This is a genomic window from Flavitalea antarctica (assembly GCF_054461535.1).
Genome location: NZ_JBTLQG010000001.1, coordinates 103338 through 126455, shown reverse-complemented (window position 1 = coordinate 126455; position 23118 = coordinate 103338). Strand labels below are relative to the sequence as shown.

The 23118-nt window shown below is 44.9% G+C and carries 19 protein-coding genes and 1 riboswitch; of the genes, 8 read left to right on the top strand and 11 right to left on the bottom strand.

The window, feature by feature from the left end:
- Positions 1 to 110: 110 nt before the first annotated feature.
- Positions 111 to 302: riboswitch (cobalamin riboswitch) on the bottom strand.
- A 338-nt stretch (positions 303 to 640) separates the two neighbouring features.
- The 3 genes from ACX0G7_RS00420 to ACX0G7_RS00410 form a co-directional block, all read right to left on the bottom strand.
- Positions 641 to 1726, bottom strand: coding sequence for a Gfo/Idh/MocA family protein (locus ACX0G7_RS00420; protein WP_458921420.1), 1086 nt, complete (start codon positions 1724 to 1726; stop codon positions 641 to 643).
- A 278-nt stretch (positions 1727 to 2004) separates the two neighbouring features.
- Positions 2005 to 2388, bottom strand: coding sequence for a response regulator (locus ACX0G7_RS00415; RefSeq protein ID WP_458921419.1), 384 nt, complete (start codon positions 2386 to 2388; stop codon positions 2005 to 2007).
- A 95-nt stretch (positions 2389 to 2483) separates the two neighbouring features.
- Positions 2484 to 3458, bottom strand: a complete 975-nt coding sequence (locus ACX0G7_RS00410; RefSeq protein ID WP_458921418.1) for a sugar phosphate isomerase/epimerase family protein — start codon at positions 3456 to 3458, stop codon at positions 2484 to 2486.
- 398 nt (positions 3459 to 3856) lie between these two features.
- On the opposite strand from ACX0G7_RS00410, the gene ACX0G7_RS00405 reads away from it, so the two are divergent.
- Positions 3857 to 5635 (top strand): ABC transporter ATP-binding protein, encoded by a 1779-nt coding sequence (locus ACX0G7_RS00405; RefSeq protein ID WP_458921417.1) that lies wholly within the window; start codon positions 3857 to 3859, stop codon positions 5633 to 5635.
- 7 nt (positions 5636 to 5642) lie between these two features.
- On the opposite strand, the gene ACX0G7_RS00400 is transcribed toward ACX0G7_RS00405, so the two are convergent.
- The 5 genes from ACX0G7_RS00400 to ACX0G7_RS00380 all read right to left on the bottom strand — a co-directional run bounded on the left by ACX0G7_RS00400 (position 5643) and on the right by ACX0G7_RS00380 (position 13865).
- Positions 5643 to 7112: a family 43 glycosylhydrolase gene (locus ACX0G7_RS00400; RefSeq protein WP_458921416.1), complete on the bottom strand. Its 1470-nt coding sequence runs from the start codon at positions 7110 to 7112 to the stop codon at positions 5643 to 5645.
- Positions 7113 to 7192: 80 nt separating this feature from the next.
- A complete protein-coding gene (locus tag ACX0G7_RS00395; protein ID WP_458921415.1) occupies positions 7193 to 8266 on the bottom strand; it encodes a glycoside hydrolase family 43 protein in 1074 nt (357 codons plus the stop codon).
- A 51-nt stretch (positions 8267 to 8317) separates the two neighbouring features.
- Positions 8318 to 9853, bottom strand: a complete 1536-nt coding sequence (locus ACX0G7_RS00390) for a RagB/SusD family nutrient uptake outer membrane protein (RefSeq protein WP_458921414.1) — start codon at positions 9851 to 9853, stop codon at positions 8318 to 8320.
- Between the two features lie 24 nt (positions 9854 to 9877).
- Positions 9878 to 12988, bottom strand: a complete 3111-nt coding sequence (locus ACX0G7_RS00385; RefSeq protein ID WP_458921413.1) for a SusC/RagA family TonB-linked outer membrane protein — start codon at positions 12986 to 12988, stop codon at positions 9878 to 9880.
- Positions 12989 to 13409: 421 nt separating this feature from the next.
- On the bottom strand, positions 13410 to 13865 hold the full coding sequence (locus ACX0G7_RS00380) for a hypothetical protein (protein ID WP_458921412.1): 456 nt from the start codon (positions 13863 to 13865) through the stop codon (positions 13410 to 13412).
- Positions 13866 to 14053: 188 nt separating this feature from the next.
- Here ACX0G7_RS00380 and ACX0G7_RS00375 point away from each other — a divergent pair, with 188 nt between their 5' ends.
- Positions 14054 to 14770 carry a GNAT family N-acetyltransferase gene (locus ACX0G7_RS00375; RefSeq protein WP_458921411.1) on the top strand — a complete coding sequence of 239 codons (717 nt, stop codon included), beginning with the start codon at positions 14054 to 14056 and terminating at the stop codon, positions 14768 to 14770.
- 13 nt (positions 14771 to 14783) lie between these two features.
- Here the strand turns inward: ACX0G7_RS00375 and ACX0G7_RS00370 are convergent, their stop codons facing one another.
- Positions 14784 to 15227: an SRPBCC family protein gene (locus tag ACX0G7_RS00370; RefSeq protein ID WP_458921410.1), complete on the bottom strand. Its 444-nt coding sequence runs from the start codon at positions 15225 to 15227 to the stop codon at positions 14784 to 14786.
- Positions 15228 to 15416: 189 nt separating this feature from the next.
- Here ACX0G7_RS00370 and ACX0G7_RS00365 point away from each other — a divergent pair, with 189 nt between their 5' ends.
- The 3 genes from ACX0G7_RS00365 to ACX0G7_RS00355 all read left to right on the top strand — a co-directional run bounded on the left by ACX0G7_RS00365 (position 15417) and on the right by ACX0G7_RS00355 (position 18761).
- Positions 15417 to 16007 carry a hypothetical protein gene (locus tag ACX0G7_RS00365; RefSeq protein ID WP_458921409.1) on the top strand — a complete coding sequence of 197 codons (591 nt, stop codon included), beginning with the start codon at positions 15417 to 15419 and terminating at the stop codon, positions 16005 to 16007.
- Between the two features lie 114 nt (positions 16008 to 16121).
- Positions 16122 to 16895, top strand: coding sequence for a DUF72 domain-containing protein (locus ACX0G7_RS00360; RefSeq protein WP_458921408.1), 774 nt, complete (start codon positions 16122 to 16124; stop codon positions 16893 to 16895).
- A gap of 9 nt (positions 16896 to 16904) precedes the next feature.
- Positions 16905 to 18761: an ABC transporter ATP-binding protein gene (locus ACX0G7_RS00355; RefSeq protein WP_458921407.1), complete on the top strand. Its 1857-nt coding sequence runs from the start codon at positions 16905 to 16907 to the stop codon at positions 18759 to 18761.
- Positions 18762 to 18772: 11 nt separating this feature from the next.
- Here the strand turns inward: ACX0G7_RS00355 and ACX0G7_RS00350 are convergent, their stop codons facing one another.
- Positions 18773 to 19414, bottom strand: coding sequence for a 3-keto-disaccharide hydrolase (locus tag ACX0G7_RS00350; RefSeq protein ID WP_458921406.1), 642 nt, complete (start codon positions 19412 to 19414; stop codon positions 18773 to 18775).
- A gap of 197 nt (positions 19415 to 19611) precedes the next feature.
- On the opposite strand from ACX0G7_RS00350, the gene ACX0G7_RS00345 reads away from it, so the two are divergent.
- On the top strand, positions 19612 to 20349 hold the full coding sequence (locus ACX0G7_RS00345; RefSeq protein ID WP_458921405.1) for a class I SAM-dependent methyltransferase: 738 nt from the start codon (positions 19612 to 19614) through the stop codon (positions 20347 to 20349).
- 107 nt (positions 20350 to 20456) lie between these two features.
- Positions 20457 to 20762, top strand: coding sequence for a hypothetical protein (locus tag ACX0G7_RS00340; RefSeq protein ID WP_458921404.1), 306 nt, complete (start codon positions 20457 to 20459; stop codon positions 20760 to 20762).
- A 4-nt stretch (positions 20763 to 20766) separates the two neighbouring features.
- Here the strand turns inward: ACX0G7_RS00340 and ACX0G7_RS00335 are convergent, their stop codons facing one another.
- On the bottom strand, positions 20767 to 21741 hold the full coding sequence (locus ACX0G7_RS00335; RefSeq protein ID WP_458921403.1) for an SDR family oxidoreductase: 975 nt from the start codon (positions 21739 to 21741) through the stop codon (positions 20767 to 20769).
- Between the two features lie 129 nt (positions 21742 to 21870).
- Here ACX0G7_RS00335 and ACX0G7_RS00330 point away from each other — a divergent pair, with 129 nt between their 5' ends.
- A complete protein-coding gene (locus tag ACX0G7_RS00330) occupies positions 21871 to 23118 on the top strand; it encodes a serine hydrolase domain-containing protein (RefSeq protein ID WP_458921402.1) in 1248 nt (415 codons plus the stop codon).

Genomic DNA, 23118 nt, shown 5'->3' with positions numbered 1-23118 from the left:
GCGACTAATGATACCCATGCATAGCGATATACAACAAAAAATCCTCTTTTACAAAAAATGAACATTATTAATAACTGCTTATCCTCACCGCCTTTTCCACGAAAGCATGTGACTGATGATAGTTATGGCAGGTCTTCTGGCTTGAAGCGCGATCTGGCGGCCTTCCCGTTTCCTGATGAGACAACAGTGGCAGTAGATGAGATCGCTATTTGGCTTCTTACAGCTGCGGGAACAGCTCCGGTTTTGAACCGGATTCCCTTTTAATTCCGCGAAACACGGAAACCAATAACTGGCGGCAAATATATATTTTTAGATTGAACAGCTGCGAACTTTTTCGCGATCACCCAATTCGATGCCGGGATGTCAGAGCACCGGCTTTTTAACCTGGGTGCTAATAATACAGAAGTGTGAACAAAAACTGTGTGAGCAAACACTGTGCAACAAGGAATGGTTAACAGATACTGGTTAACAAAGATTACTTTACTAAAACGGGATTAACACAGGCTGATGAACCATCCTGTGTTACGACGAGTGGTTAACAAAGACAAAAGCTAACTCCGACGGTGTAAACAAAGACAATGTCACTAACTACTCAGCAAGCTGATAATAATGCTGGAGCGGTTTTATAACAGTTGCGTGGCTATTTCAGCGTAACTATCTCCCCTGTTCTTACAGATTCGTCACAGGCAACAGCAATACGCAGGCTGTTGATCCCGTCTTCGATTGAGTCCGTAAGATCCAGATCCTCCCGGATAGCTTTCAAAAAGAAAGCCTGCTCCCGGTTACAGAGTTCCTGGTGGTCCGGTTCGTCAAGAAGATTTATCCACTCATCTTTTTTGGTAAACTCCTGGCTACCGTCTATATCAGCATGATGAACACGGATGGATTCTGTTTTTGTATGTGATTCGACATTATCAGACTTACCTGTGCCACCAGCGTTTTGAGCAACGATAGAAACGGAACCTTTTGGCCCGAAAACATCTTTCACAAAAAAAGCCGTCTCACTAACCATTGGTCCCCATCCCGCTTCATACCAGCCAACAGATCCATCTTCAAACTTTAATTGAAGTTGTCCATAATTGTAATTGCTTTCAGGGATCTCGTTGGACAACCTGGCACCGATTGCATGAACTTTTACAGGTTTAGACCTTGTCATCTGGCACATAACATCTATATAATGCACGCCGCAGTCGACAATCGGGCTGAGACTATTCATCAGGTTCTTGTGAACGGTCCACATGTTACCATGAGATTGCTGGTTAAGATTCATTCGCATTACCAGTGGCTTACCCATTTGTTGTGTAAGTTCTATGAACCGCATCCATGAGGGATGATAACGGAGAATATACCCGATCACCAGTTTCTTACCAGCGTCCGCTGCAGCTTTTGCCACCCGCTCTGCTCCTTCAATAGTATCTGCCAATGGTTTTTCAATAAATACATGACAGCCGTTTTTAAAGGCCGTGATAGCGAATGACTCATGCGTATCTGGATACGTTGAAATACAAACTGCATCAGGTTTGGTAGATGACAAAGCCTCTTCATAATCACTAAAGAGCGCGTATCCACCTCCAAGTTTATCATTTAACACTTGTTTGCTTTTCCCGGTAGAAACGAGTCCGCAAATTTCAAAACCTTCGATGTTTGCATATGCGGTCGCGTGTGAAGCGCCCATGTTACCACATCCTACTACGAGTATTCTAACCGGCTTGTTATTATTTGTCATGAAGTTTATACTGTTTGTCTGTTGGATTAATTTATATTGATCGTTATCCTGTCTTATTAAATGACAAAATAATATGGGACGCAAATATACATCCTAAAACAGTAGTATCCATCCTTCAGAGCGGGTAGTGTCCATCAATCAGAGCTAAGTATGATCCGGACTATTAACGATGTAATAATAATTGGAGAAAAAATCTGTCTGCTGGCTGGGAAGCAGGTAAAGCGTAAAACAACACGTCCCGGATCAGGCCGGGACATGTTGTTTGCTCTATTTGTGTTTTACTGCAATTGACTTTTTACGGATTCATACAAATGAACGCGGGTGAAGGGTTTGACCAGGAAGGCGTCGGCCCCGTTTTCAATCGCCAGGTCTTTAGCGGCACCATCCGTGCCTGATATCATGATGACTCTTGTTTCGGGATGGGTTTTCTTAATTGTACTAATGAAGTCGATTCCCAGTCCATCAGGCAAGCGGTTGTCTAACAGGACCACGGCCGGCTTTTCCACATCAAGATATTCCCGGGCAGCAGTAATGGACTTTACATGGTCCACTTCCATTTCGTCACCGGTAAGCATGATATTCAGAAGCAAACACATGTCCGCTTCATCTTCTACTAGCAATACTTTCTTGGGCTTTGTTTTCTGGAGTTTAGTCGCGGGCATACAATGAAAAGATTATGGGTGATTTTGGATGTTCCACACATAATAAAAAACTGTGCCAACACGGATCATCATTTTGGATTCTACAATTACAGGGTTTACACTAATGCTTTCCGGGCGAATTCCACACATTTGGCAGTCTCCCTGACCGCATCCGAACCTTCCGGAATCGGGTATTCCAGCTCGATGGTTGCGGGAAAACGATATTTGTTTTTTCGCATCAGCTGAAGCGCCTGGACTATCGGGGTGTCTCCTTCACCCCATGAAACATTCGCTCCGCCATTCTCTTTTGATTTACGATCCTTTACGTGCATGCTCACTATGTTCCGGTGTTTTTTTGTGATCAGGTCAATCGGATCAAATCCGGCAGCAACATAATGACCCATGTCGAAATTCAGGGCATTGTAAGCTGACTGGCCCAACGCTTCGTCCCAGGCCGTAATGGTCTGTTGCAAGTGACCGTGATAACCCACATAAATTTTGTGTCTCGTGGCCATGTCCCCAAGCCTTTTGGTTTGTTCCGCATTCCGAGGCAGCTCTACAGTAACCTGGTTAGATCCAAGTGCTTTTGCCGCCCTTAATGCATAATCAATTTCCTGGTCGCTGTTTTTAACGCCGAGTGCAGACGGTTTGTATGCGTAAATACCTACGCCTGCATCTTTATACATTTTACGCACCTGTTCGAATTTCTTCATTGGCACCGCACCCCGCCAATCCTTCATGGAAGCAGCATGGGCCGCCCGCTCAGCTTCTTGTTCGGGTGTCGGCTTCTGACCGGGAACAAACTTTGGACCCACCGGTGCACCGGCAAACTCTTCGACAGCATTACCCATCAGCTCGATTGCGCTGATATTACAGTCTACACAGTATTTAAGGATTTGCTCAACCGATGATGGCATGCTACGCCATGAATAACTTATTACTCCAACCTGTACCCCGTTAAATAATGAATTTGGTTTGCCAAGGTTCCTGATTATAGCCGGAAAACCTGATACATAGCCCGATGCGAGTGTCGCACCGGTGAGTGATACTGCGGATGCGATAAATTTTCTCCTTGACCATTGACCTTTCATATTTATAGCTTATTTGGATGAAGTATTGAAGCAGGTGACAACTGCAATTTATCATTTATACTTTCTATCCCAACATAAATATTGTAGGAGATTTCCTCATCATACCTTATTTATTTTCTGGTCACATCTTAATTATTTTCCGGTGACACCTATTTTTATCTGACACCCGAATGATTTCCTGATCGCGGCTTTTCCTTGTCACCCCGGGCGAAAACTTTTTATCACAAAATTTTCTCCAATACATAAAAACCCTGAGCAGAATTACGAAATCTATGCAATTGTTTAAAGGACGATTATTACCGTAATTCAGCTGATTATAATTTTACAGAATAATTTAAAGTATTCAAATAAGTAGTAGAAACGCTTCGTTAGAGCTGAGTATCCTAAACCCCCGGAGAATGAAAAACCCCTATTCCGCCCTCCTGAAATCTTCATGGAAGTATGCGGCCAGAGACCGCAGAAAGTTTGTCCTGATTTATGTGATGTTTCTTGTTTCGAACACCATCTACTCTCTCGGACCTTTGTTATTAGGCTGGTTTGTTGGCAAAGCCCAAAAAGATACATCCAGGATGTTGGAGTACACCATGTTTTTTGTTGCCAGTTATTTCTTGCTAAAATTTGTTGAATGGTGCTTTCACGGACCGGCACGAGTGATGGAACGAAATCTTGCATTTTCGTTGAGCCGTAATTTCATGCGGGAAAAATATCATCAGACCCTACATCTTCCCGTTAAATGGCACCAGGATAATCACAGCGGTGAAACCATTAGCCGGATCAAAAAGGCATACGAAGCACTAAGGGGTTTTTTCGATGGAGGTTTCACTTACATTCATACCTTAACAAAGTTTGTATTTTCGGTTATTGCGATCATCATTTTTTCACCTTTATTTGGATCAATAGCAATTGCAATCGGAATCATTACCGTGATGATCATCGCAAAGTTTGATAAACCTTTTATTAAGTCGCTGCGGGAAGTGAATGCTAAAGAGAACAAGGTTACTTCTAACCTGTTCGACAGTCTCTCAAACATTCGCTCAGTAATCACGCTTCGTTTAGAGAATAGCATGGAGAAAGGACTCCTTAATAAATTGAAAAAAGTTGCGCGGCCTTTCCGGAAAAATGCAGTGATCAATGAATGGAAATGGTTTACTGCTGAGATGATGATCACACTTATTTATTGCGTAATAGTTTTGGGCTACGTGTACCAGAACTGGACGCCTGGTGGTGTATTTTATATTGCAGGTCTGGTAACCTTACTTGGCTATGTTAACCAGTTTACCAGTGTGTTCCAGAATGTGGCAAGCCAGTATAGCCAGTTGCTGCAGCATCAAACCAATATGGAAGGTGCGGAAGAGATCACCGCCGCATATACCACGCAGCATCGTCCCGATCACCCCGTCGCCCTGCCAGGCACCTGGTCTTCGATACAAATAGATCACCTGAGCTTTTCACATAGGGCCGCTTATGCCGAAGAGTTCAAACCTCAAAGTCTCCATAAATTAAAACTTGAGTTGAAGAAGGGTCAGAAAATAGCGCTTATTGGTGAAAGTGGCAGCGGCAAAAGTACGCTGATGTCAGTCCTTCGGGGGTTGTATGATCCCGGTCAGGAAGCAACGGTGATGATAGACGGTTTGCCATTTTTTATGGATTCAATTAATGAATCAACTACCCTCTTTCCACAGGAGCCGGAGATCTTTGAAAATACGATCAGGTATAATATCACACTTGGTCTGCCGTGTAAGGATGAAGAGATCAAACGCGTTTGTGAGATCGCACATTTAAATGAAGTGATCAACCAGATGCCGGAAGGACTGATGACTGACATCCGCGAAAAAGGCGTGAACCTTTCAGGTGGACAAAAACAGAGACTCGCATTGGCGAGGGGTGTTTTAGCAGCGAAAGACAGCAATATCATTTTGCTGGATGAACCGACAAGCAGTATAGATCCTAAAACGGAATACCATATCTACGAGCGCTTGTTTAAAGCTTTCAGCGATAAAGTCGTTATCTCTTCAATTCACCGCCTGCACCTGCTCGAGAACTTTGATTATATCTATATCATGGATAAGGGAAAGATAATTGACCAGGGTAGTTTTGATCAGTTACTTTCCAATAGTGATGTTTTTAAGTCCATGTGGAGTCATCAGAATGGGCAGGTATTTCAGATGTCAGCATAATTGGTATCTAATTCGCACCAGGCTTGTTGTCTAATCTGAATTCCCTGAACACTGCCACTTTATCCGGGCTGCCCTTGCTGATCAGACCAATCCTCAGGGCCCTGTCCCACGGAGGCAGGTAAGTGCCGTCTACAGGCTTTTTGTTTAATAAGATGAAATTTTTACCATTTACACTATAAGAGAAACTAAAATTGCTGTTATCTCTTACGGACATTTTTAAATGCAAAGTTTTCGCGCGGGGCAAAGTGGTTGCCAGTAATTGTGTTTCCTTGCCTTCGCGCTGTATCACAATTTTCAATTTGCCCTTATCACTCAGTAAACTGATCGTGTTTTTATCATCGCCAATAGCTCCGATGCCAGCCGCAGCAGTGGTTCGTGGATCAATAGCAGCCACCGCTTCATAGTCGCGACTCAACACCTTTGTACCGAGGTAGGATCCTGAGAGATACTGACTATCTGCCTTCAAACTCAGATTGCCATCACTCAACACGACCGACGGAGACTGGAATACGCTCCATTGCCAACGCTCATTCAGTTTTTTTTCGTCGAAAGGGTCCGAAAAAGATGGAGCCCGGGGTATACCGGACATCGTTTCATCTGAACTAATAAATTCAATCCATTTATCATTTGTCAATCTGAATTCCTGCAATAAACCCTGCCTCCCGGTGAATATGTTGGATTCTTTGTCGTACGCATGATACAGAAAATAAAACCTCCCATCTTTTTCAATCGGGGTTCCGTGACCGGGACATTTCCATTTTTCTGAATCTTTTAATACAGGATTCTTTGCATATTTTTCCCACGGCCCCTGTAAATTCTTTGACCGGGCAATACCAGACTGGTAATTACATCCTGCGCCGCAACATCCTGCAGCCGCATAAAAAGCATAATAGTATTCCCCGATTTTCATCATGGAAACGCCTTCAACAAGATTGCCCTCCCAATCCAATGAGTTACGGAATAATTCTTTCTTGTCACCAATCAATGCGGTTCTTTCCTCGTTCATTTCCTGGATCCAAATCGGTGTCGGTTGTTTTACACTGTTTCCGTCTTCTTTCCAGATCATAAACAATTTCCCTTGTTCATCCCGCATAGGGAAAGCATCAATTGATCCGGCGGCTTCACACATCAGTGGACCATGATCCTTATATGGTCCTTCAGGTTTATCAGCGCTGGCAACGCTAAGGCAAAGATTGCCGTTCTTTTTATGTGCTGCATAATAGATGTATACCTTCCCGTTATCATATGAAATTTCAGGGGCCCAAAAGTAGAAATCGGCCCAATCAGGCTTTTCTGTGAATGCATAACCTTTGCCTGACCAATTGACCAGATCCTTTGAATATAACAGCGGGTAAGCGGGAAGCCAGTTCGAGGTTGTGGCACTGGCCCAGTAAGTATCACCTATTTTTACAACAGATGGATCCGGATGATCACCTCGCATTACCAGTTGCTGGCTGAAAAGAACTGATGAGATCATGCTACATAAAAACGTTGATATCGTTCGCATTGGTTTGAATTATTGGTACACAAAGTTGCGGTTATTCTCCAAAGTTGCAGTTATTCTCCGGCAGGTTTAGTAATAGCTGTATTAATCTTTGCCGGCTGTCCAAAATCGGGTGTGCCATCAGCCTTCCACGCAAATTTTTGCATGCGCGGATTTCTCATATCGGCGCAGCCCAGTCCACTTGCAGGATTAGCATGATACAGGATCCAATCTTCACTACCGTCAGCGGATTTGAAAAAACTGTTGTGGCCAGGTCCATAAGCTCCGTTTGAGGTGTTTTTTATGAATACGGGCTGGGGTGATTTTGTCCAGTCCGACGCATTTAGTGGATCACCCCCCTCTTTTAGTGAAAGCATTCCGAGTGCATAGTCATCCGTCCAGCAACCGCTTGCAGAATAGATCAGAAAGATCCTGCCTGATGGACCCTTCAGGATTTCCGGGGCTTCATTTACAGCAGGTGGTGCACCATTCAATTCCCAGGACAACTCTGGTGATGAAATGAGTTTGCGCCCGCCTGAAAGAGTCCACGGATCACTCATAACGGCGACGTATAAACGCTGGTTCCTGTCGGTTGGGGAGGCTTGTCCACTCCAGATAAGATAGTGCTTACTATTATGCGTGAATATGGTACCATCAATGGCAAAGAAGTCGGCGCCGGGATCAGAGATTTTTCCTTTATCGATCCACGTACCCGTTCTTGGATCTTCACTCGGATTTTCAAGGACAAATATCCGTTGAGTGGCCAAATCCTGTGAAGCACCTGCGGTGTAATAGAGGTACCATTTATTTTCAATAAAGTGCAGTTCTGGTGCCCAGACATTAAATGAATTTGCTGCGCCCGAAGGTGTGGACCACACTGTTTGGACCGGTGCGTTTTTGAGATCCGACATTCTTGAAGTCTTCCACAATGAAATCTTATTTCCTTGCGTATGGGTGTAGTAATATGAATCTCCTTTCCGGATCACCCAGGGATCGGGACCCGAACCAAGCAACGGATTAGTAAAGGTGTTAACCGGTACCGGGGTCGGCGGTACAGAAGGATTACCGCTACCGGAACCTTTGTCGCATCCCAGTGCCGAAACCAGTAGCCCCAGTAAAAAGTATTTACGCAAATAAGCTATCGTCATCGCCAGATTATATCAAAAAATGTGAGACCCCTTCTCAAGTCATTACTGTCCTTAGTAACCCGGGTTCTGGGTCAGGTTTGGATTCAGGTCAATGTCAGATTGCGGGATCGGGTACCACTCATGTTTTCCAACCCGGAAGTTAGTGAATTCCGGATCTCTTACTGCGAGTGCAGGACTGAGATCTCCCCAACGTGCGAGGTCAGCAAATCTCCATCCTTCGCCTGAAAGCTCAGTAATACGTTCATGTTTTAACTGATTCAGAAATTGCTGTTGATTCAATCCGGGTCTTACCACGCTCAGGGGCAGCAAACCGGCCCTGACACGCACACGATCTACATAAGTATAGGCTGCAGCTGTTTGATTAAGTCCGTTCAGCGCTTCTGCATACATTAATAGTACATCTGCATATCTCACCATCCGGTAGTTATTCGGCGAATTGAAACTTTCGAAATCGCGCCAATGGTCATTCAGCAGCTTCCTGTACCAGACTTTTTTGGAGTCACCACCCGTACCATAGCGGCTGGCATGAGATACTCCATAGATCTGTGTAAACTGCGGCCCCCTTACATCGGTTGAGTCGAAAAGAAATGTTGCCGCCACTCTTGGATCACGCTGACCCAAAGCCGTTTTTTCCAGGTTGAAGGTATCGATCACCCAACGTCTTGCCGCACCATCCTGGAATCCCGGGCCACCGCCGGGAGCGTAAAATTTTGCAATAGACGCACCGGGGTTTGGTCGGGCTGCTTCATCGGCGTCATTATCGCTGTTCTCATCGTCCCTTAACGCAAATTGTATTTCAAAAACAGACTCAAGATTATTTTCTTTGGAGATGATAAAATTATCTGCGTAGTTGGTCATCAAAGAATAATTTGATGCGCCAGGGCCCGTAACCAGCCAGGCGAAAGCATCAGCAGCTGGTTGATATTGCTTTTGCTGTAAGTATGTTTTGCCAAGCATCGCATAGGCGGCACCTTTTGTTGCCCTTCCAAGATCAGTACTACCGTAACTGACCGGCAGCACCGCTGCGGCTTCAGTAAAATCTTTTGCAACCTGTGCCCAGGCTTGTTCAGGGCTTGCGTTTGGTGGTTGAAGGCTGATATTGGACACTTCCAGTATTAACGGTGGCCTGCCAAAATAAAGCGTAAGATTAAAATAGAACAATCCCCTCAGGAATTTTGCTTCAGCAATTATTCTTGCCTGTAACGCAGGATCCATTTGAATGGCAGGTACGTAACTAATTACCTGGTTAGCCCTGTTGATACCTTCATACATATTCTTCCAGGTATCAGCAGTGAGTCCAAAATTGTTATCATTCATTGAAAAACTCATCAGCGTGTTCAATCCGCCATCTCCACCGGAACCAAAACCCTCGTCGCCTTTCAACATGCCATGAAAATACATTGCTCTCGAATAACCCGCGTAGCCCCTGTGAAAAATACTATAAACAGCATTGAGGCCTTTGATAGCATCATCGCCGGATTTCCAGAAGGTAACTATAGTGGGTTGGTTAGGATTTGTTTCGTCAAAGTTGCGCGTACATGACGCCGATAAACTTATTGCGGCTATGATAAAAAGATATTTTCGCATGACAATTTTTTTAAGCATTAGAAATCAAAAACCGATGGTCAGACCGATAGTCAACACTCTTGACGCGGGGTAGTTTCCATTGTCAACTCCCGGTTCAAGATTAGCATTTGCGCCGACAATATCGGGATCAAGTCCCTGGTAACGCGTTATTGTCAAAAGATTCTGACCGCTGATATAGATTCGTGATTCTGTTGCATGTATTTTTCCTAAGAGACCTGACGGGAAAGTATAACCGAGTTCAAGGTTTCTTATCCTGAGGTATGAACCGTCTTCTATCCACCTGTCGGAATTTGCTCTTGCATTGGAGACAACTCCCCTGTCAACCTGCGGATCGCCGGGTTGACCCGTAGAGTAAGATACTCCCAGTCTTGGTGTTCCTGTGTTTGGATTGGAAGCTGTCCAGTATTCAAGCCCGCTGCGATAATTGCTGTAACCCATCGCATCAAAGTCCCTGATCACATCGTTGTATATTTTATGACCGAAGGCACCATACAACTGGACGTTCAAAGCAAAAGACTTATACGACAAATTAAATTGGACACCAGTTGTCACTTTCGGCCAGGGTGAGCCTGCAAACTGGCGGTCCTTATCATTGATGTCGTCATTTGTTCCACCATCTACCAGGTTCAGGTACCTGATGTCGCCTGGCTTTGCATATGAAGCCTGGGCTTTGTGATCATCAATTTCTTTTTGTGTTTGAAACAGCCCGTTGGTTCGGAGAACATAATATTCCCCTATTGATCTTCCCACCTGGGAGCGCGTATTGCCTGATTGAATATATTCTCTTGGATTACCTGTTTCCGGATCGATTCCAAGATTTCCTAACTCAATAATTTCATTCCTTATAAAACTAACGTTCGCACTTACGTTCCATCGCCAGTCACCAGCAGCCCTTGGCCGGTACCCAAGTTCAACCTCGATGCCCCGGTTTTCGATCTCTCCAAGATTGACGATAGGATTTGCACCGATGTTTCCAAGATATCGGGGCAACGGTTGCTCTATCAAAACATCGTCGGTCCTTGAACGAAACGCTTCGACGGTTGCAACAATTGTATTATCGAGAAGTGCTATATCCACGCCGATATTAGCAGTCTTTTTTTCTTCCCATTTAAGATTTTCATATACCAGTCTTGTTTGTGTTGCTCCGGGGTATGATTGCTGATCGCTGCCAAACACCGCACGTGGAGCCTGGTTCAGGTAACCAGTATATTGGTAACGGCCTGCATTGCCTGGCGGAAAGCCAGCGATCCCGAGGACACCATAAGAACCTCTCAGCTTTAGATCTGAGATGAGGCCGGACTTAAAAAATTCTTCTTTGCTTATTCTCCAGGCAAGTGCTCCTGAAGGAAAATATCCTCTTCTTTCATTCGGGGAAAAAAGTGAATTTTTATCGGAACGGAATGTGAATGATGCCAGGTATTTGTCAGAAAAATTATAGTTCAGTCGTCCGAAATATGAGTTGATATATGTCTTTCCTTCTGACCCTCCGGCACCGAAAGCTCCACCGGCTGAATTGATAGTTGTAAACGTAGTGCCGCCGTAAGTTGAAAGATTTGTTCGGCTGGCGAGGTTACCATCATCCCTGATGACCTGGTCAGACAGACCGGCCACTGCGGAAAAAGAGTGTTCACCAAAATTCTTATTAAAATTTAATGTATGCTCAAGCAATGTGCTGAGGTATTGGCCCCTGGCATCATCAACAGAACTAGGTTTCTCGGCCTGGTTCTGGTACCAGATTCCTGTCTCACGGATCGTGCTTGTGCGATCGAAACTTGTTTCACCGGCAATATTGAAGCGGTAAGAAAGGAAGCTGGCAAGTCTTATGTCAAGGTATATGTTTCCTATTACTTTAAAGAAGCTCGACTTCACGTTCCAAAGATCCGCAATGGCCACAGGGTTGCGGGAAAACGTCCTGGCATCATTGCTTCCGAACGCATAGCCGGAAGGATTTGCAGTAGTAATATATTTCGGATCCTGTACCGGTAGTATTGGCAGGTTATTGAAAAGGTCATACCAGGGATTGCCTACTTCAAAGTTTCCTTGTTGAGGGCTATTCCGGTTTGAATTAGACAACATAAGATTTTCTGTGATCTTGAAACGTCCCCTTGAAGCTTCCGAATTAATTCTTAAAGCAGCACGTTCGAAGCTGTGCCCGAGTAAGGTTCCCACATCTTTAAAATAAGAACCGGAAACCAAAATACTGGAATTCTTACCTCCACCCGATAATGTCAGATTATAATCCTGGATTGATCCGTTGTTTAAAATAATATCAGCCCAATCGGTATTGATACCGTTATAGTTTGCCACGTCGTTTTGCAAAGCGTAACCTGCATTCTGATAAGCCTGTTTGTTTACGGCAACATATTCAGGACCGCTGAGCATGTCATATGTTTTCGGAACAGAGGTTCTGCTGTAGCGAATAGAGCCAGAAACTTTCAAGGGTCCCTCCCTGCCCTTTTTTGTTGTGATGATAATAACACCATTTCCAGCCCTCGACCCATAAATGGCGGCAGCTGAAGCATCTTTCAATACCTGTATGCTTTCTATATCGTTTGGATTAACTGTTGTATTCGGATCGCTGAACATTCCATCAATTACATAAAGCGGGCTACCAGAACCAAAGACAGTGCTTAGGCCACGGATATTAACAACCGCTTCCTGACCGGGGGCGCCACCCGTTCTTACCAAGACCCCTGCCGCCTGGCCCTGCAGCTGTTCGGGTAGTGAACGCGAGACAAGTCGCTGTGTGTTTTGTGTATTGACAACGCTTGTGGCCCCTGTGAGATCGCGTTTCCTCACGGCCTGGTATCCAATCACAACTACTTCGTTAAGCGAGTTTGCAGCTACCTGCAACACTTCGTTTATAGTTGCACCGGTAACCAGGATTTCTTTTGGCTGGAAACCAACAAAACTGACAACCAGGGTGGCTCCGGAGTCGGCGCTTATTGAAAAGCGACCGTTAGCATCCGTGATTACCGCCCTATCGGTGCCTTTGACATTTACAGTGGCCCCCACGATAGCGTCACCGGTAGGTGCCCTTAGTGTTCCATTAATAGTTTGCTGAGCGAATAGTGTTGAAAGTGAAAAAAAGAAAAACAATACAGTTAGTACTGGTAAAAAGAATTTTCTTTTCATAGTATGATTTCATTTGGCAATGAGGAAAAGGTGGTGCAATACAAATGGACAAAGCATTTGATATATTCGCTGCCTGCAGACCTTGAATATCTCAATTAAATTATTGAAGATCAGGAGCGGGGAATATATTCACCACATCAGTGTGCGATAGGGATATACACATGGATGCGGAAAGTGTTCGGAGTATGATAAATGTATTGGATAGTTGCGTATAGAAAGGTGAGTGTGGGTAGCTATCAGTTCTTACGAAGGATCGGAGGCCAACAAAGTTGGAGATGTAATAGAAAATAATATCCCGTCTTTACTGAAAACGTGTTTGCAAGGGTATACTTGAATAAAAAAAGCCCCGTATTAACAGGGCTGGTATCATTAATCAACTGACCCGGTAAGTTCAGATGATTTTCATATGAATGTCTTGACTCTATCCGGAACTACTTTCTGATCTCAGTTTCTGTAACTCAGACTCATCATTCCGGATCGTCTTCTCAAGGCTTTCGATATCGCCTTCTACTCCGCTTTTGCGGCCCTCGGCTTTCCTGGCCTGCTTTGCTGTACGCTTTGCATCTTTTGCGGCATTCTTAGCACGGCGCGAATTTTTTTTACTGGTTGCGTTGTCCTGTAACACATTAGCCGCATCCTGGTTTTTATCAGCAGATGCCTGTACATCACTCATCGATTTGTCCAGGTCATCCGATTTCTCAATAAGAGACTTTTGCAGTGTTTCTAATTTTAGCTTATTGTCGACCAGTCGTTTTTCGACGGTAAGAATCTGCTGTTGTTTTTTAAGCGATTTGGTAGAATCCTGGGAATATCCGTTTGTGAAACTCAAAGAGGTAAAAACAATAAGAAAAGCAGGTAATAAAATTTTACAAGTCATAATAAATAATGGTTTGAGGTAAAAGTGCAGAGAACATAAAAAACGGGGAAGATTGTTCTTAAATACACCGCTATGTAACTGCGGTACCTCCGTTCAAAATATATATGCTGCCATAATCGGGCCACAGAGACGTTTACAGTGCTATATAACTACATTTGACCCCTTAATTATTGTTAATAAGGTTTTACATGGATCATGTGTTGGACAACCCGATCTGGGAAGGGCTGCAGTCAGGAAACAAACATCTTGCACTTGGGAGTGACGAGGTAAAATATTTTCCTGATGAGATAACTACTTTTGCTGGTTTCCGGAGCTTCTCCCTGAAACATTTTAAGGAGTTACACGAAATGTTGCCCTCTGGCAGCGTGAGGGCAACTTTTGTACCTCATAAGGTTGATGTAGTAGATCCCTGGATCCCATTACCCGGGGCTGAGATTTACCAGATGATCCATAATAATGATAAGATTGCGGGCGATAATGATAAGAACGCAGGCACCGCAAATAAAAGCGCCGTAGATATTATGTTGGTATCACTCGGTGTAAAAGACGTACCCGCAATGTTAACCCTTGCGAAGCTTACTAACCCGGGTCCTTTCAATGTAAGGACTATTGAGTTCGGAAATTTCTATGGTGTATTTGTCGGTAAACAGTTAGTTGCAATGGCCGGTCAGCGTTTGCAGGTTCATGAATATGCGGAAATAAGTGCTGTTTGCACCCATCCCCATCACCAGGGGAAGGGTTATGCCCGTAGCCTTATCTTACATCAGATCGGCTTGATTCGCCAGGAAGGCCGGAAACCAATGCTTCATGTCAAGACGGATAACCACAATGCTTTGGCATTATACGAATCGCTTGGCTTCACCATCCGCCGGAAACTGGACGTAATTATTTTCAGGAAAGAATAACTTAAAAATATTGTCAGAATGATCTCTCCTGGTACACTTCTCCCTTTCCCTTTTCGCAGTAACTTTTCAGACTCAACAGGAACATCGCCCAGTTATAGTTGCACCAACGATAAAACTCAGTGACTTCTTTCCACCCTGTATGTTTTAAAACAATGGAGGTTACCTTGTCCGTTTCAGTCAATTCAAAGGAGATCTCCGTTCCCACCCATTCTGCATCCGATTCCACACAATGCCATACGACTTTTTGATATTCTGATAATTCAATCACCTTCATCTTCGTCCCATAATTATCATCAAAATCAAACTGATTAATGAAGTTGATATGAGGCTTTACAATAAGCTTGTTTGTCCACACCTTTCCAAGCCCATCCTGGGTGGTTAATGCTTCGTACACAACCGCTGCCGGAACCTTAATGTAATTGATGTGCTCGATGTTTGCCATATTGACGATATCCATTAAAGTAAATAATAAAGTTAATGTAAGCGAAAGAACCGATCCTGCCAACCTGTATTTTTCCAATCCTCCACCCCACCTGTATCACTAACCCTACATGTTGTACACTGAGAACAACATGTATGGTTCCGGTAATCGTGTTGGAAGGCATAATATTTATGAGTATCTGTTCAAACCAAAAAAAGGAAGTGTATGAAAAGAAATTTTATTTGCCTTATCGTGTTTATCAGCTTATTCTCTGTTTCGGTAAGTGCCCAGATCCAGCGGGGAAATATCCTCATCGGTGCCGACCTCGCCAATGTTAATCTTGGTCTTGATGAGGGTGGCAATTTCTCCTTTCTCATTCGTCCCAAAATAGCATTCTTTATCCGCGATAATGTTGCGGTTGGTGCATACCTGCTGACAGGATTAACAACAGCGAAGGGCGAAGGTGCCAGCGTTCAATATGGAGTTGGCGCACTTAGCCGTTATTACTTTGAGGGGTCATCTGCTGAGTTGATACGCCATTCACGCGTGTTTGTTGAAGGTAACGTGGGCATCAACGGTGATAACCCGGCTACCGGCGACAATACGAATGGTCTTGGACTTGGTATCGGTCCCGGTATTGCGTATTTTCTTACTCCTAATATCGGTCTTGAAGCATTGCTGAAGTATAACGGTATTATTGGATTCGGTACAAAACCCACCTCGAACGATCTGAACTTTTCTGTTGGGTTCCAGATCTATCTGACCTCTTCAAGAGCCCGGGCACTCAGGGATCAGATAAAACAAGACGCGAAGTGATCACAGCGAATTGAACTGTTTCGATTTAAAGAATACGTCTATAGAGTTTAGCAGGTGTCGGGGCACACTTGTTGAACTCTTTTTCATATACTCAAGATCATAATTCGATAGTAGATGCCAAAGCCACACACGGGTAAACTTTATATCGGTACAAGCAATATTGTGTTGCCTGGAAACCGGGCAAGTTTTCCCGATGAATACCGGGCGAAAAGCCGGCTTCATTATTACTCAACTTTATTCAACAGCCTTGAAGTAAACAGTAGTTTTTACAAAGTACCACTTCCCCGGACTTTTGAGAGATGGACTAAGGAGGTGAGCCCGGATTTTACATTTACTGTGAAACTCTGGAAAGGAATGACACATAATAAACTGGTGTATCAGCCAGAAGATCTCCAGAGATTTATGTATGCTGCCGGTCATTTAGCAGGAAACCGGGGTTGTATGTTGATACAGTTCCCCGCCAGTATAAGGGCAGAGCGGTCGGGTGAAGTGTTTGATCTGCTCAATGATATCCGTCTTTCAGATCACGGTGAGAAATGGCGAATCGCTGTTGAGTTCAGGCACAGCAGCTGGTACTTTCGTGAAATCTACGAGCTGCTTAACGAATATGATGCCGCGATGGTCATTCATGATATACCTGCTTCCAGGGTAACGGAACATCTTACAGAAGCAGACTTCGTGTACATGCGGTTCCATGGTGAAAAAGGCGATTACCGTGATTCTTATCCTGACGAGTTTCTGGCTCAACAGGCGAAGCAAATCCAGAAATGGCTAAGGAAAGGCAAGGACGTCTATGCTTACTTCAACAATACGATCGGTTCTGCGTTTGACAATGCTGTATTATTAAAGAAGCTGGTGAACGGGTTATCCGAACCGCGGTTTGCTTAAATTTGCAGGATGATGAAGCCGGGAGCTCCCCATGAACGGAGATCAAAGAATATAATTACTGAAAGGCCCTCTCTCAAAGAAAAATATGCGGCGCTAAAAAATCTCCCACGTTTTTTTACCCTTGTCTGGCAAACTAATCGCTGGCTCACGGTTGCAAATGCTTTGCTTCGTATTGCAAAATCAGCAATGCCCGTTGCAATACTATATGTTGGCAAACTGATAATCGATGAAGTGGTCAGGTTGAGTGCCGGAAGTACAGGGAATACCAATACCTGGTTATGGCAACTGGTGGCAGCAGAGTTTGGACTGGCCATTTTATCGGATGCCCTGAGCAGGGCAATCAGCCTGGTCGATACCATGCTTGGCGTTCAGTTCTCCAATCATACCTCGATTTCCATTATGGAGCACGCTGCTACCCTTGATCTTGACCAGTTCGAGGATTCGGCATTTTACGATAAGCTTGAACGCGCGAGGCAACAAACCGTTGGAAGAACTGTACTTCTTTCCCAGGTGCTGACCCAGGTACAGGATTTTATCACCATGGGTTTTCTTGCTGCCGGATTGATGACTTTTAATCCGTGGTTGATCCTATTGCTGATTATTGCGATAGTTCCTGCCTTCCTTGGAGAGTCTTATTTCAATGACCGTAGTTATGCGCTGAGCCGTGGCCAAACCCCTGAGCGGAGGGAACTCGACTATGTCAGGTACCTCGGGGCGAGTGATGAAACTGCCAAGGAAGTAAAGATCTTTAACCTGTCCGGTTTCCTGATTGACAGGTTCAAAACGCTTTCCGATAAGTTTTACATCGACAACAAAAAGCTGACGATCAAAAGATCTTTATGGGGTACTTTTTTTGCCATCATCGGCAGCGTGGGTTATTACACGGCCTACGTGATAATGATCCTCAAAACCGCCCGCGGCCAGTTGTCAATCGGTGACCTCACATTTCTTGCCGGTTCATTCAGGCAACTCAGGTCGTTACTCGAAGGAATACTTAACCGCTTTACCAGCGTTTCCCAGGGTGCCATTTACCTCCGCGATTTTTTTGATTTTTTTGGGATCGAACCGAAAATCAAGGTCTCCGGCAATCCTCTGCCTTTTCCGAATCCAATCAGGGAGGGCTTTCGGTTTGAAAACGTTGGGTTCCGGTATCTTCACTCAGACAGATGGGCAAACCGGCATTTGAATTTTACACTCCATCCGCGCGAAAAGCTTGCCCTTGTCGGCGAGAACGGTGCTGGCAAAACGACGCTGGTCAAACTGCTGGCCAGGCTGTATGACCCGGTTGAGGGACGAATATTATTGGACGGAATTGACTTGAGAGAGTACGATCTGAAGGATCTTCGTATGAATATGGGCATTATCTTCCAGGACTATCTCCGGTACCAGATGAGCCTCGCTCAGAATATCGCGGTGGGAAACATCGCGGAGGAACAAAACCGGCCACTTATCAGGAGCGCCGCTGAAAAGAGCCTGGCGGATTTATTGGCCCTGAAGTTACCCGGACAATACGACCAGGCTCTTGGCAGGCGTTTTAATAATGGCGTGGAATTATCAGGTGGTGAATGGCAGAAGGTCGCACTAGCCCGCGCGTATATGAAAGATGCACAGTTGCTGATACTGGATGAGCCTACAAGCGCACTGGATGCCAGGGCGGAGTATGAAGTGTTTCAGCGTTTTGCAGAACTTACCGAGGGAAAATCTGCCGTGTTGATCTCGCATCGGTTTTCCACTGTGAGGATGGCGGACCGAATCCTTGTGCTTGAAAAAGGACACCTGATCGAATCAGGAACCCACGAAGAACTCCTGGACCTGGAGGGCCGGTATGCCGAACTGTTCCAGTTGCAGGCACAGGGATACCGGTAGATCCCGGCCGACTAGTCAGGCAACGGTTTTACAAAGATGTCTTTATAATAAACCTTGCTTTTGGGATCGTGACCCTGTAAGGCAAAGGTCCCGTTTCCCAGCCGCTTTTCAGCCCGGCCCTTTGTATTTTCAATGCCATCGGGTTCAGTATATTCTACTACCGTAGAATCGTTGATCTTTATGGTGATGTTTTTTCCCTGGACCTTTATATACTCTGTATACCATTCATCATCCCTGACATAAGTTTTCCTTACATCCTGCACAGCATAGAGGCTGCCGGTCCGGCGCCAGTCGGTGTGCGAATTATTCACCTGGACTTCATAACCTTTTGAAGGAAATCCCTTCGGCTTAAACGCCGTATGAAAATATATACCTGAATTAGATCCTGGTGTGGTCATGACCCGGGCCTTGAATTCAAAATTCTTAAAGTTATGGTTCATAACGGGCCCCTCATAAAATATATGTGAAATACGGCCGTTCACTTTAATTGCACCATTTTCAATGGAAAATGTAGAGTCATTTTCATTTACCCTCCAGCCAGACAGGGTCTTACCATCGAAGAGCGGGATCCAGCCATCCTTTGCCGTGGTTTTTTTCGCTGTAGAACAACAGTAGACTGTGGCAAGGAAAAATACAATCGTTATTAGCTTCATACATTAAAGGCTTATCAGTCTAAAGATATAGAAAATTATCCCCGCTAAATCTGTTTCACTTCAATCCAAAACTAACCCCCGGCCGGTTCGATAGCATGTTCTTCGCATTGCCATCCTCCCATGGAATACATCGAAATAAACTATCCCAACATCAGGATCTATCAACAAACTGCACGTTAATTATGTATAGGATTTGTATGAAAAACATTGCGCTATTCTTATCACTAATGCTTACCCTGTCCTGCCATGGTCAGTCATCTCCGGCAAAAGCAAACGGCAAATCCGCAGACACGTCCTATGTTTATGATAAGGGGACCCGCGATGGAACCGGCAAATATTTTATGGGAAGAGAGATTGCGTTTGTTATGGGTGCAGCCGGTGCAGAATGGTTGGAAAGACCAGAGAGGCAACAGGAAGAAAACGCTGAGCTGGCCATCAAAAACATGAAATTAAAACCGGGAGGCGTTGTGGCGGATATTGGCGCAGGTACAGGATATTATTCTTTTCGCATTGCCCGGAAGGTTCCCCAGGGAAAAGTGTATGCTGTCGAGATTCAGGATGAGTTGATTGCTATTCTGAATAAACGCAGGAAGGAAATGAATATATCAAATCTTGAGATCGTAACAGGCGATACACTGAATGTTAATTTGCCTCCCAACACAGTTGATCTTGCGATCATGGTTGATGTTTACCACGAACTTTCCTGGCCAAAAGAAATCATCCGATCGATAAACCTGAGTCTTAAACCGACTGGAAGAATTTTATTAATTGAATACCGGGGAGAAGATCCTGCTGTTCCCATCAAACCCCTACATAAGATGACCGTGGCCCAGTTGAACAAAGAGATGCGTGTCCATGGATTTGAACCTGATATCAAAGGCGATTTTTTGCCTATTCAACATTTCTTATTATACAAAAAAATCAAGTCCGAGTAAGTTAGAGCAGGCCTTTGTACACTTGCTATTGCGGTTCTACCGGTCTAGTCTCAAAGATTATTTTGCCGGCTCCGGAATACTAAATAATTTAGCAATCAACTCAGGAAATGAAAACTGCTTTTTACCAGATTACTATAGTGCCGTCAAACGGTAAATCCATCAGCGCGGTCAGGGTTTTGGAAGAGGAACCGATCGATAAGCTGTGGAATCAATATGAAATGAAAGCAAACGGGGTATACAGGGACCTGAAGTACTTTAATATTGTTCAGCTAAGCCGGTATTCGCAGGAAGTGCAGGAATTTTTAAACAAAAAGAATAATCTGCAGAGTCCCCCGGTAATACCTATGGGAAAAAAAAGGGCTGAGCCGGGTAAGCCCGGTAATTGGAAACTTGGTGACCGTAAAAATGAATGACAATTTATCTTGCTGAACTACTCCTGTTATAAGTTATGATGCCAGCCGTCACTGCTGCTAATACTGCTGCCGTGATTACAGATTTTCGTGGATTGACCTTTTTATCCCAACCACCGTGGATACTTGTCCCATACTCGAGTGGTTGCAGCGTATTGCCTGCAGTATGCCTGATCGGCTCAGCCTGGCTGATATATTTACGTATTACCATGGCCGTTATATTCCTGCTTAATTTTGGAAACAGTGCATACGCGAGTTTCAGAAAACCTGCAGAAGCACCAATGGTTTTTGTGGCTTTAGGATTGTCGATAAGCCTGATGATGGCTTCCGCCACCTTGAAAGGATCATACACCGGTGGTGCAGGTTTGATCACTTTACCGGTATAATTCGCCGCGTGCTGAATACCCGGGGTATCAAGGAAGGCCGGATAAAGGTCTACGACATGAATATTTGCATAGTTACTCAGTTCTCCTTTAAGAGATTCAGAATATCCTCTTAAACCATATTTACTGGCAGAATAAGCCGCGGCATAGGGAGTCGGAAACCATCCTCCTACCGATATGTTATTGAACAGTATGCCATAACCCTGCCTTTTGAAATAAGGTATCACTTCATGGGCACCGTTTATATAACCAACAAGATTTGTAAGAATAACCTGCTCATTTACCGCAGGTGGTACATCTTCCAGGGCCCCTGCAGCCAGCACTCCGGCATTATTTATCCAAACATCAATATACCCTGAAATGCCTGACGCGATTTCAGCCAGGTGCTGAACTTCATTTGCATTACGGGTATCTGTGGCTACAACATGTACCCTTGCTCCGGACTCGCGGCATTCTGCAGCCACTTCTTCCAGTGCTTTTTCGCGGCGTGCAGCCAGCACGAGAACAGGTTTCATAGTTGCCAGTTTTGTTGCTATTGCCCTACCGGTGCCGCTGGATGCCCCGGTGATCACAATAACCCGTTGTTGCCATTGTTTCATACAAGAGTTTCGATAGGCAGGCAATAAATAAGCCAAGCCGAACCCTTTACACTTTCCCGCTCCGGAATGTTTGTATGAAACCGGACTCAACTCCTAATGTGTTAACTTCCCGGCATAAAATAGCAATCATTGGAAAGGTCAACTAAACGGCACGCGTATACTTTTTTAAGCCTGGTGCTGGCTTTCGTATGCATGGGGAATAATGTCTATGCACAACAGGGTCAACGTGTGGCCGCATCGTCATATTTTCCTCCGGCTGGTGATTGGGAAATCCGTGCTCCAGGTTCACTTGGCCTTAACGCTGCGGCTATTGACTCTGTAATGGCATTCGCAATGTCGAATGAGTCCAAAAGCTCACGTATTCTGAAAGATGAACAGGCGGCGACATTCGGGAAGGAACCCTTTGGGGAAATTATCGGGCCGATGCCGGATCGCGGGGAAGCAACCGGCGTGATCGTCTACAAAGGTTATATCGTGAAAACATGGGGCGACCCTTCGAGATGTGATATGACCCATAGTGTAACCAAGAGCTTTCTGAGTACCATCGTTGGTCTTGCGGTAGACAAGGGACTGATCAGGAATGTCAATGACCGGGTTGGGCCTTATGTTCCTCCCGTCGAAACGTTGAACATGCACAATGCGGACGGTAGAAGTCCGGAACTGCTTGATTTGTTTTCCACCGGACATAACAGGACCATCACCTGGAATGATATGCTCCGGCAGACCAGCGATTGGGAAGGGAGCCTTTGGGGAAAGCCGGAATGGGCCGACCGGCCGGATAGCAGTAAGGCTGACTGGAAAAACCGGCAACGTCACAAATCCGGATCAGTATGGGAATATAATGATGTCCGGGTAAATGCCCTTGCCCTGGCGGCTACCAGCGTTTGGCGCAGACCGTTACCTGAGGTACTAAAAGAAAAAATTATGGATCCCATCGGCGCTTCAACAACCTGGAGATGGACCGGTTATACCAATGGGTGGATAGTTGTTGATGGCCATGCCGTTCAAAGTGTGAGTGGAGGTGGACATTGGGGCGGTGGGATGATCATCAATGCTTATGATATGGCGCGCTTTGGCCTGCTGACAATGAACAAGGGAAAATGGAAAGATAAGCAACTGATCAGCCAGGACTGGGTAAACCAGGCACTCACCCCTACCCCGGTTAAAGCAGGGTATGGATTTATGAACTGGTACCTGAACCGGGATAAAAAGCTATTGCCTTCCGCCCCGGCTAATGCCTTTATACACCTGGGAAATGGTGCAAATATTATTTACGTTGATCCCACGAATGAATTGGTGATGGTTGTTCGCTGGATCGACAGCAGAAAGCTGGATGCAGTAGTCAGGGAACTCATCAAGGCCTTGAAACGGGGTTAA

Excerpts from the sequence above, each read along its gene's own strand:
- ACX0G7_RS00405 (WP_458921417.1), top strand. The coding sequence starts at position 3,857 with ATGAAAAACCCCTATTCCGCCCTCCTGAAATCTTCATGGAAGTATGCG.
- ACX0G7_RS00345 (WP_458921405.1), top strand. The coding sequence starts at position 19,612 with ATGAAAAACATTGCGCTATTCTTATCACTAATGCTTACCCTGTCCTGC.
- ACX0G7_RS00415 (WP_458921419.1), bottom strand. The coding sequence starts at position 2,388 with ATGCCCGCGACTAAACTCCAGAAAACAAAGCCCAAGAAAGTATTGCTA.
- ACX0G7_RS00420 (WP_458921420.1), bottom strand. The coding sequence starts at position 1,726 with ATGACAAATAATAACAAGCCGGTTAGAATACTCGTAGTAGGATGTGGT.
- ACX0G7_RS00365 (WP_458921409.1), top strand. The coding sequence starts at position 15,417 with ATGAAAAGAAATTTTATTTGCCTTATCGTGTTTATCAGCTTATTCTCT.
- ACX0G7_RS00355 (WP_458921407.1), top strand. The coding sequence starts at position 16,905 with ATGATGAAGCCGGGAGCTCCCCATGAACGGAGATCAAAGAATATAATT.
- ACX0G7_RS00375 (WP_458921411.1), top strand. The coding sequence starts at position 14,054 with ATGGATCATGTGTTGGACAACCCGATCTGGGAAGGGCTGCAGTCAGGA.
- ACX0G7_RS00400 (WP_458921416.1), bottom strand. The coding sequence starts at position 7,112 with ATGATCTCATCAGTTCTTTTCAGCCAGCAACTGGTAATGCGAGGTGAT.
- ACX0G7_RS00340 (WP_458921404.1), top strand. The coding sequence starts at position 20,457 with ATGAAAACTGCTTTTTACCAGATTACTATAGTGCCGTCAAACGGTAAA.
- ACX0G7_RS00335 (WP_458921403.1), bottom strand. The coding sequence starts at position 21,741 with ATGAAACAATGGCAACAACGGGTTATTGTGATCACCGGGGCATCCAGC.
- ACX0G7_RS00370 (WP_458921410.1), bottom strand. The coding sequence starts at position 15,227 with ATGGATATCGTCAATATGGCAAACATCGAGCACATCAATTACATTAAG.
- ACX0G7_RS00390 (WP_458921414.1), bottom strand. The coding sequence starts at position 9,853 with ATGCGAAAATATCTTTTTATCATAGCCGCAATAAGTTTATCGGCGTCA.
- ACX0G7_RS00385 (WP_458921413.1), bottom strand. The coding sequence starts at position 12,988 with ATGAAAAGAAAATTCTTTTTACCAGTACTAACTGTATTGTTTTTCTTT.
- ACX0G7_RS00360 (WP_458921408.1), top strand. The coding sequence starts at position 16,122 with ATGCCAAAGCCACACACGGGTAAACTTTATATCGGTACAAGCAATATT.
- ACX0G7_RS00380 (WP_458921412.1), bottom strand. The coding sequence starts at position 13,865 with ATGACTTGTAAAATTTTATTACCTGCTTTTCTTATTGTTTTTACCTCT.
- ACX0G7_RS00395 (WP_458921415.1), bottom strand. The coding sequence starts at position 8,266 with ATGACGATAGCTTATTTGCGTAAATACTTTTTACTGGGGCTACTGGTT.
- ACX0G7_RS00410 (WP_458921418.1), bottom strand. The coding sequence starts at position 3,458 with ATGAAAGGTCAATGGTCAAGGAGAAAATTTATCGCATCCGCAGTATCA.
- ACX0G7_RS00350 (WP_458921406.1), bottom strand. The coding sequence starts at position 19,414 with ATGAAGCTAATAACGATTGTATTTTTCCTTGCCACAGTCTACTGTTGT.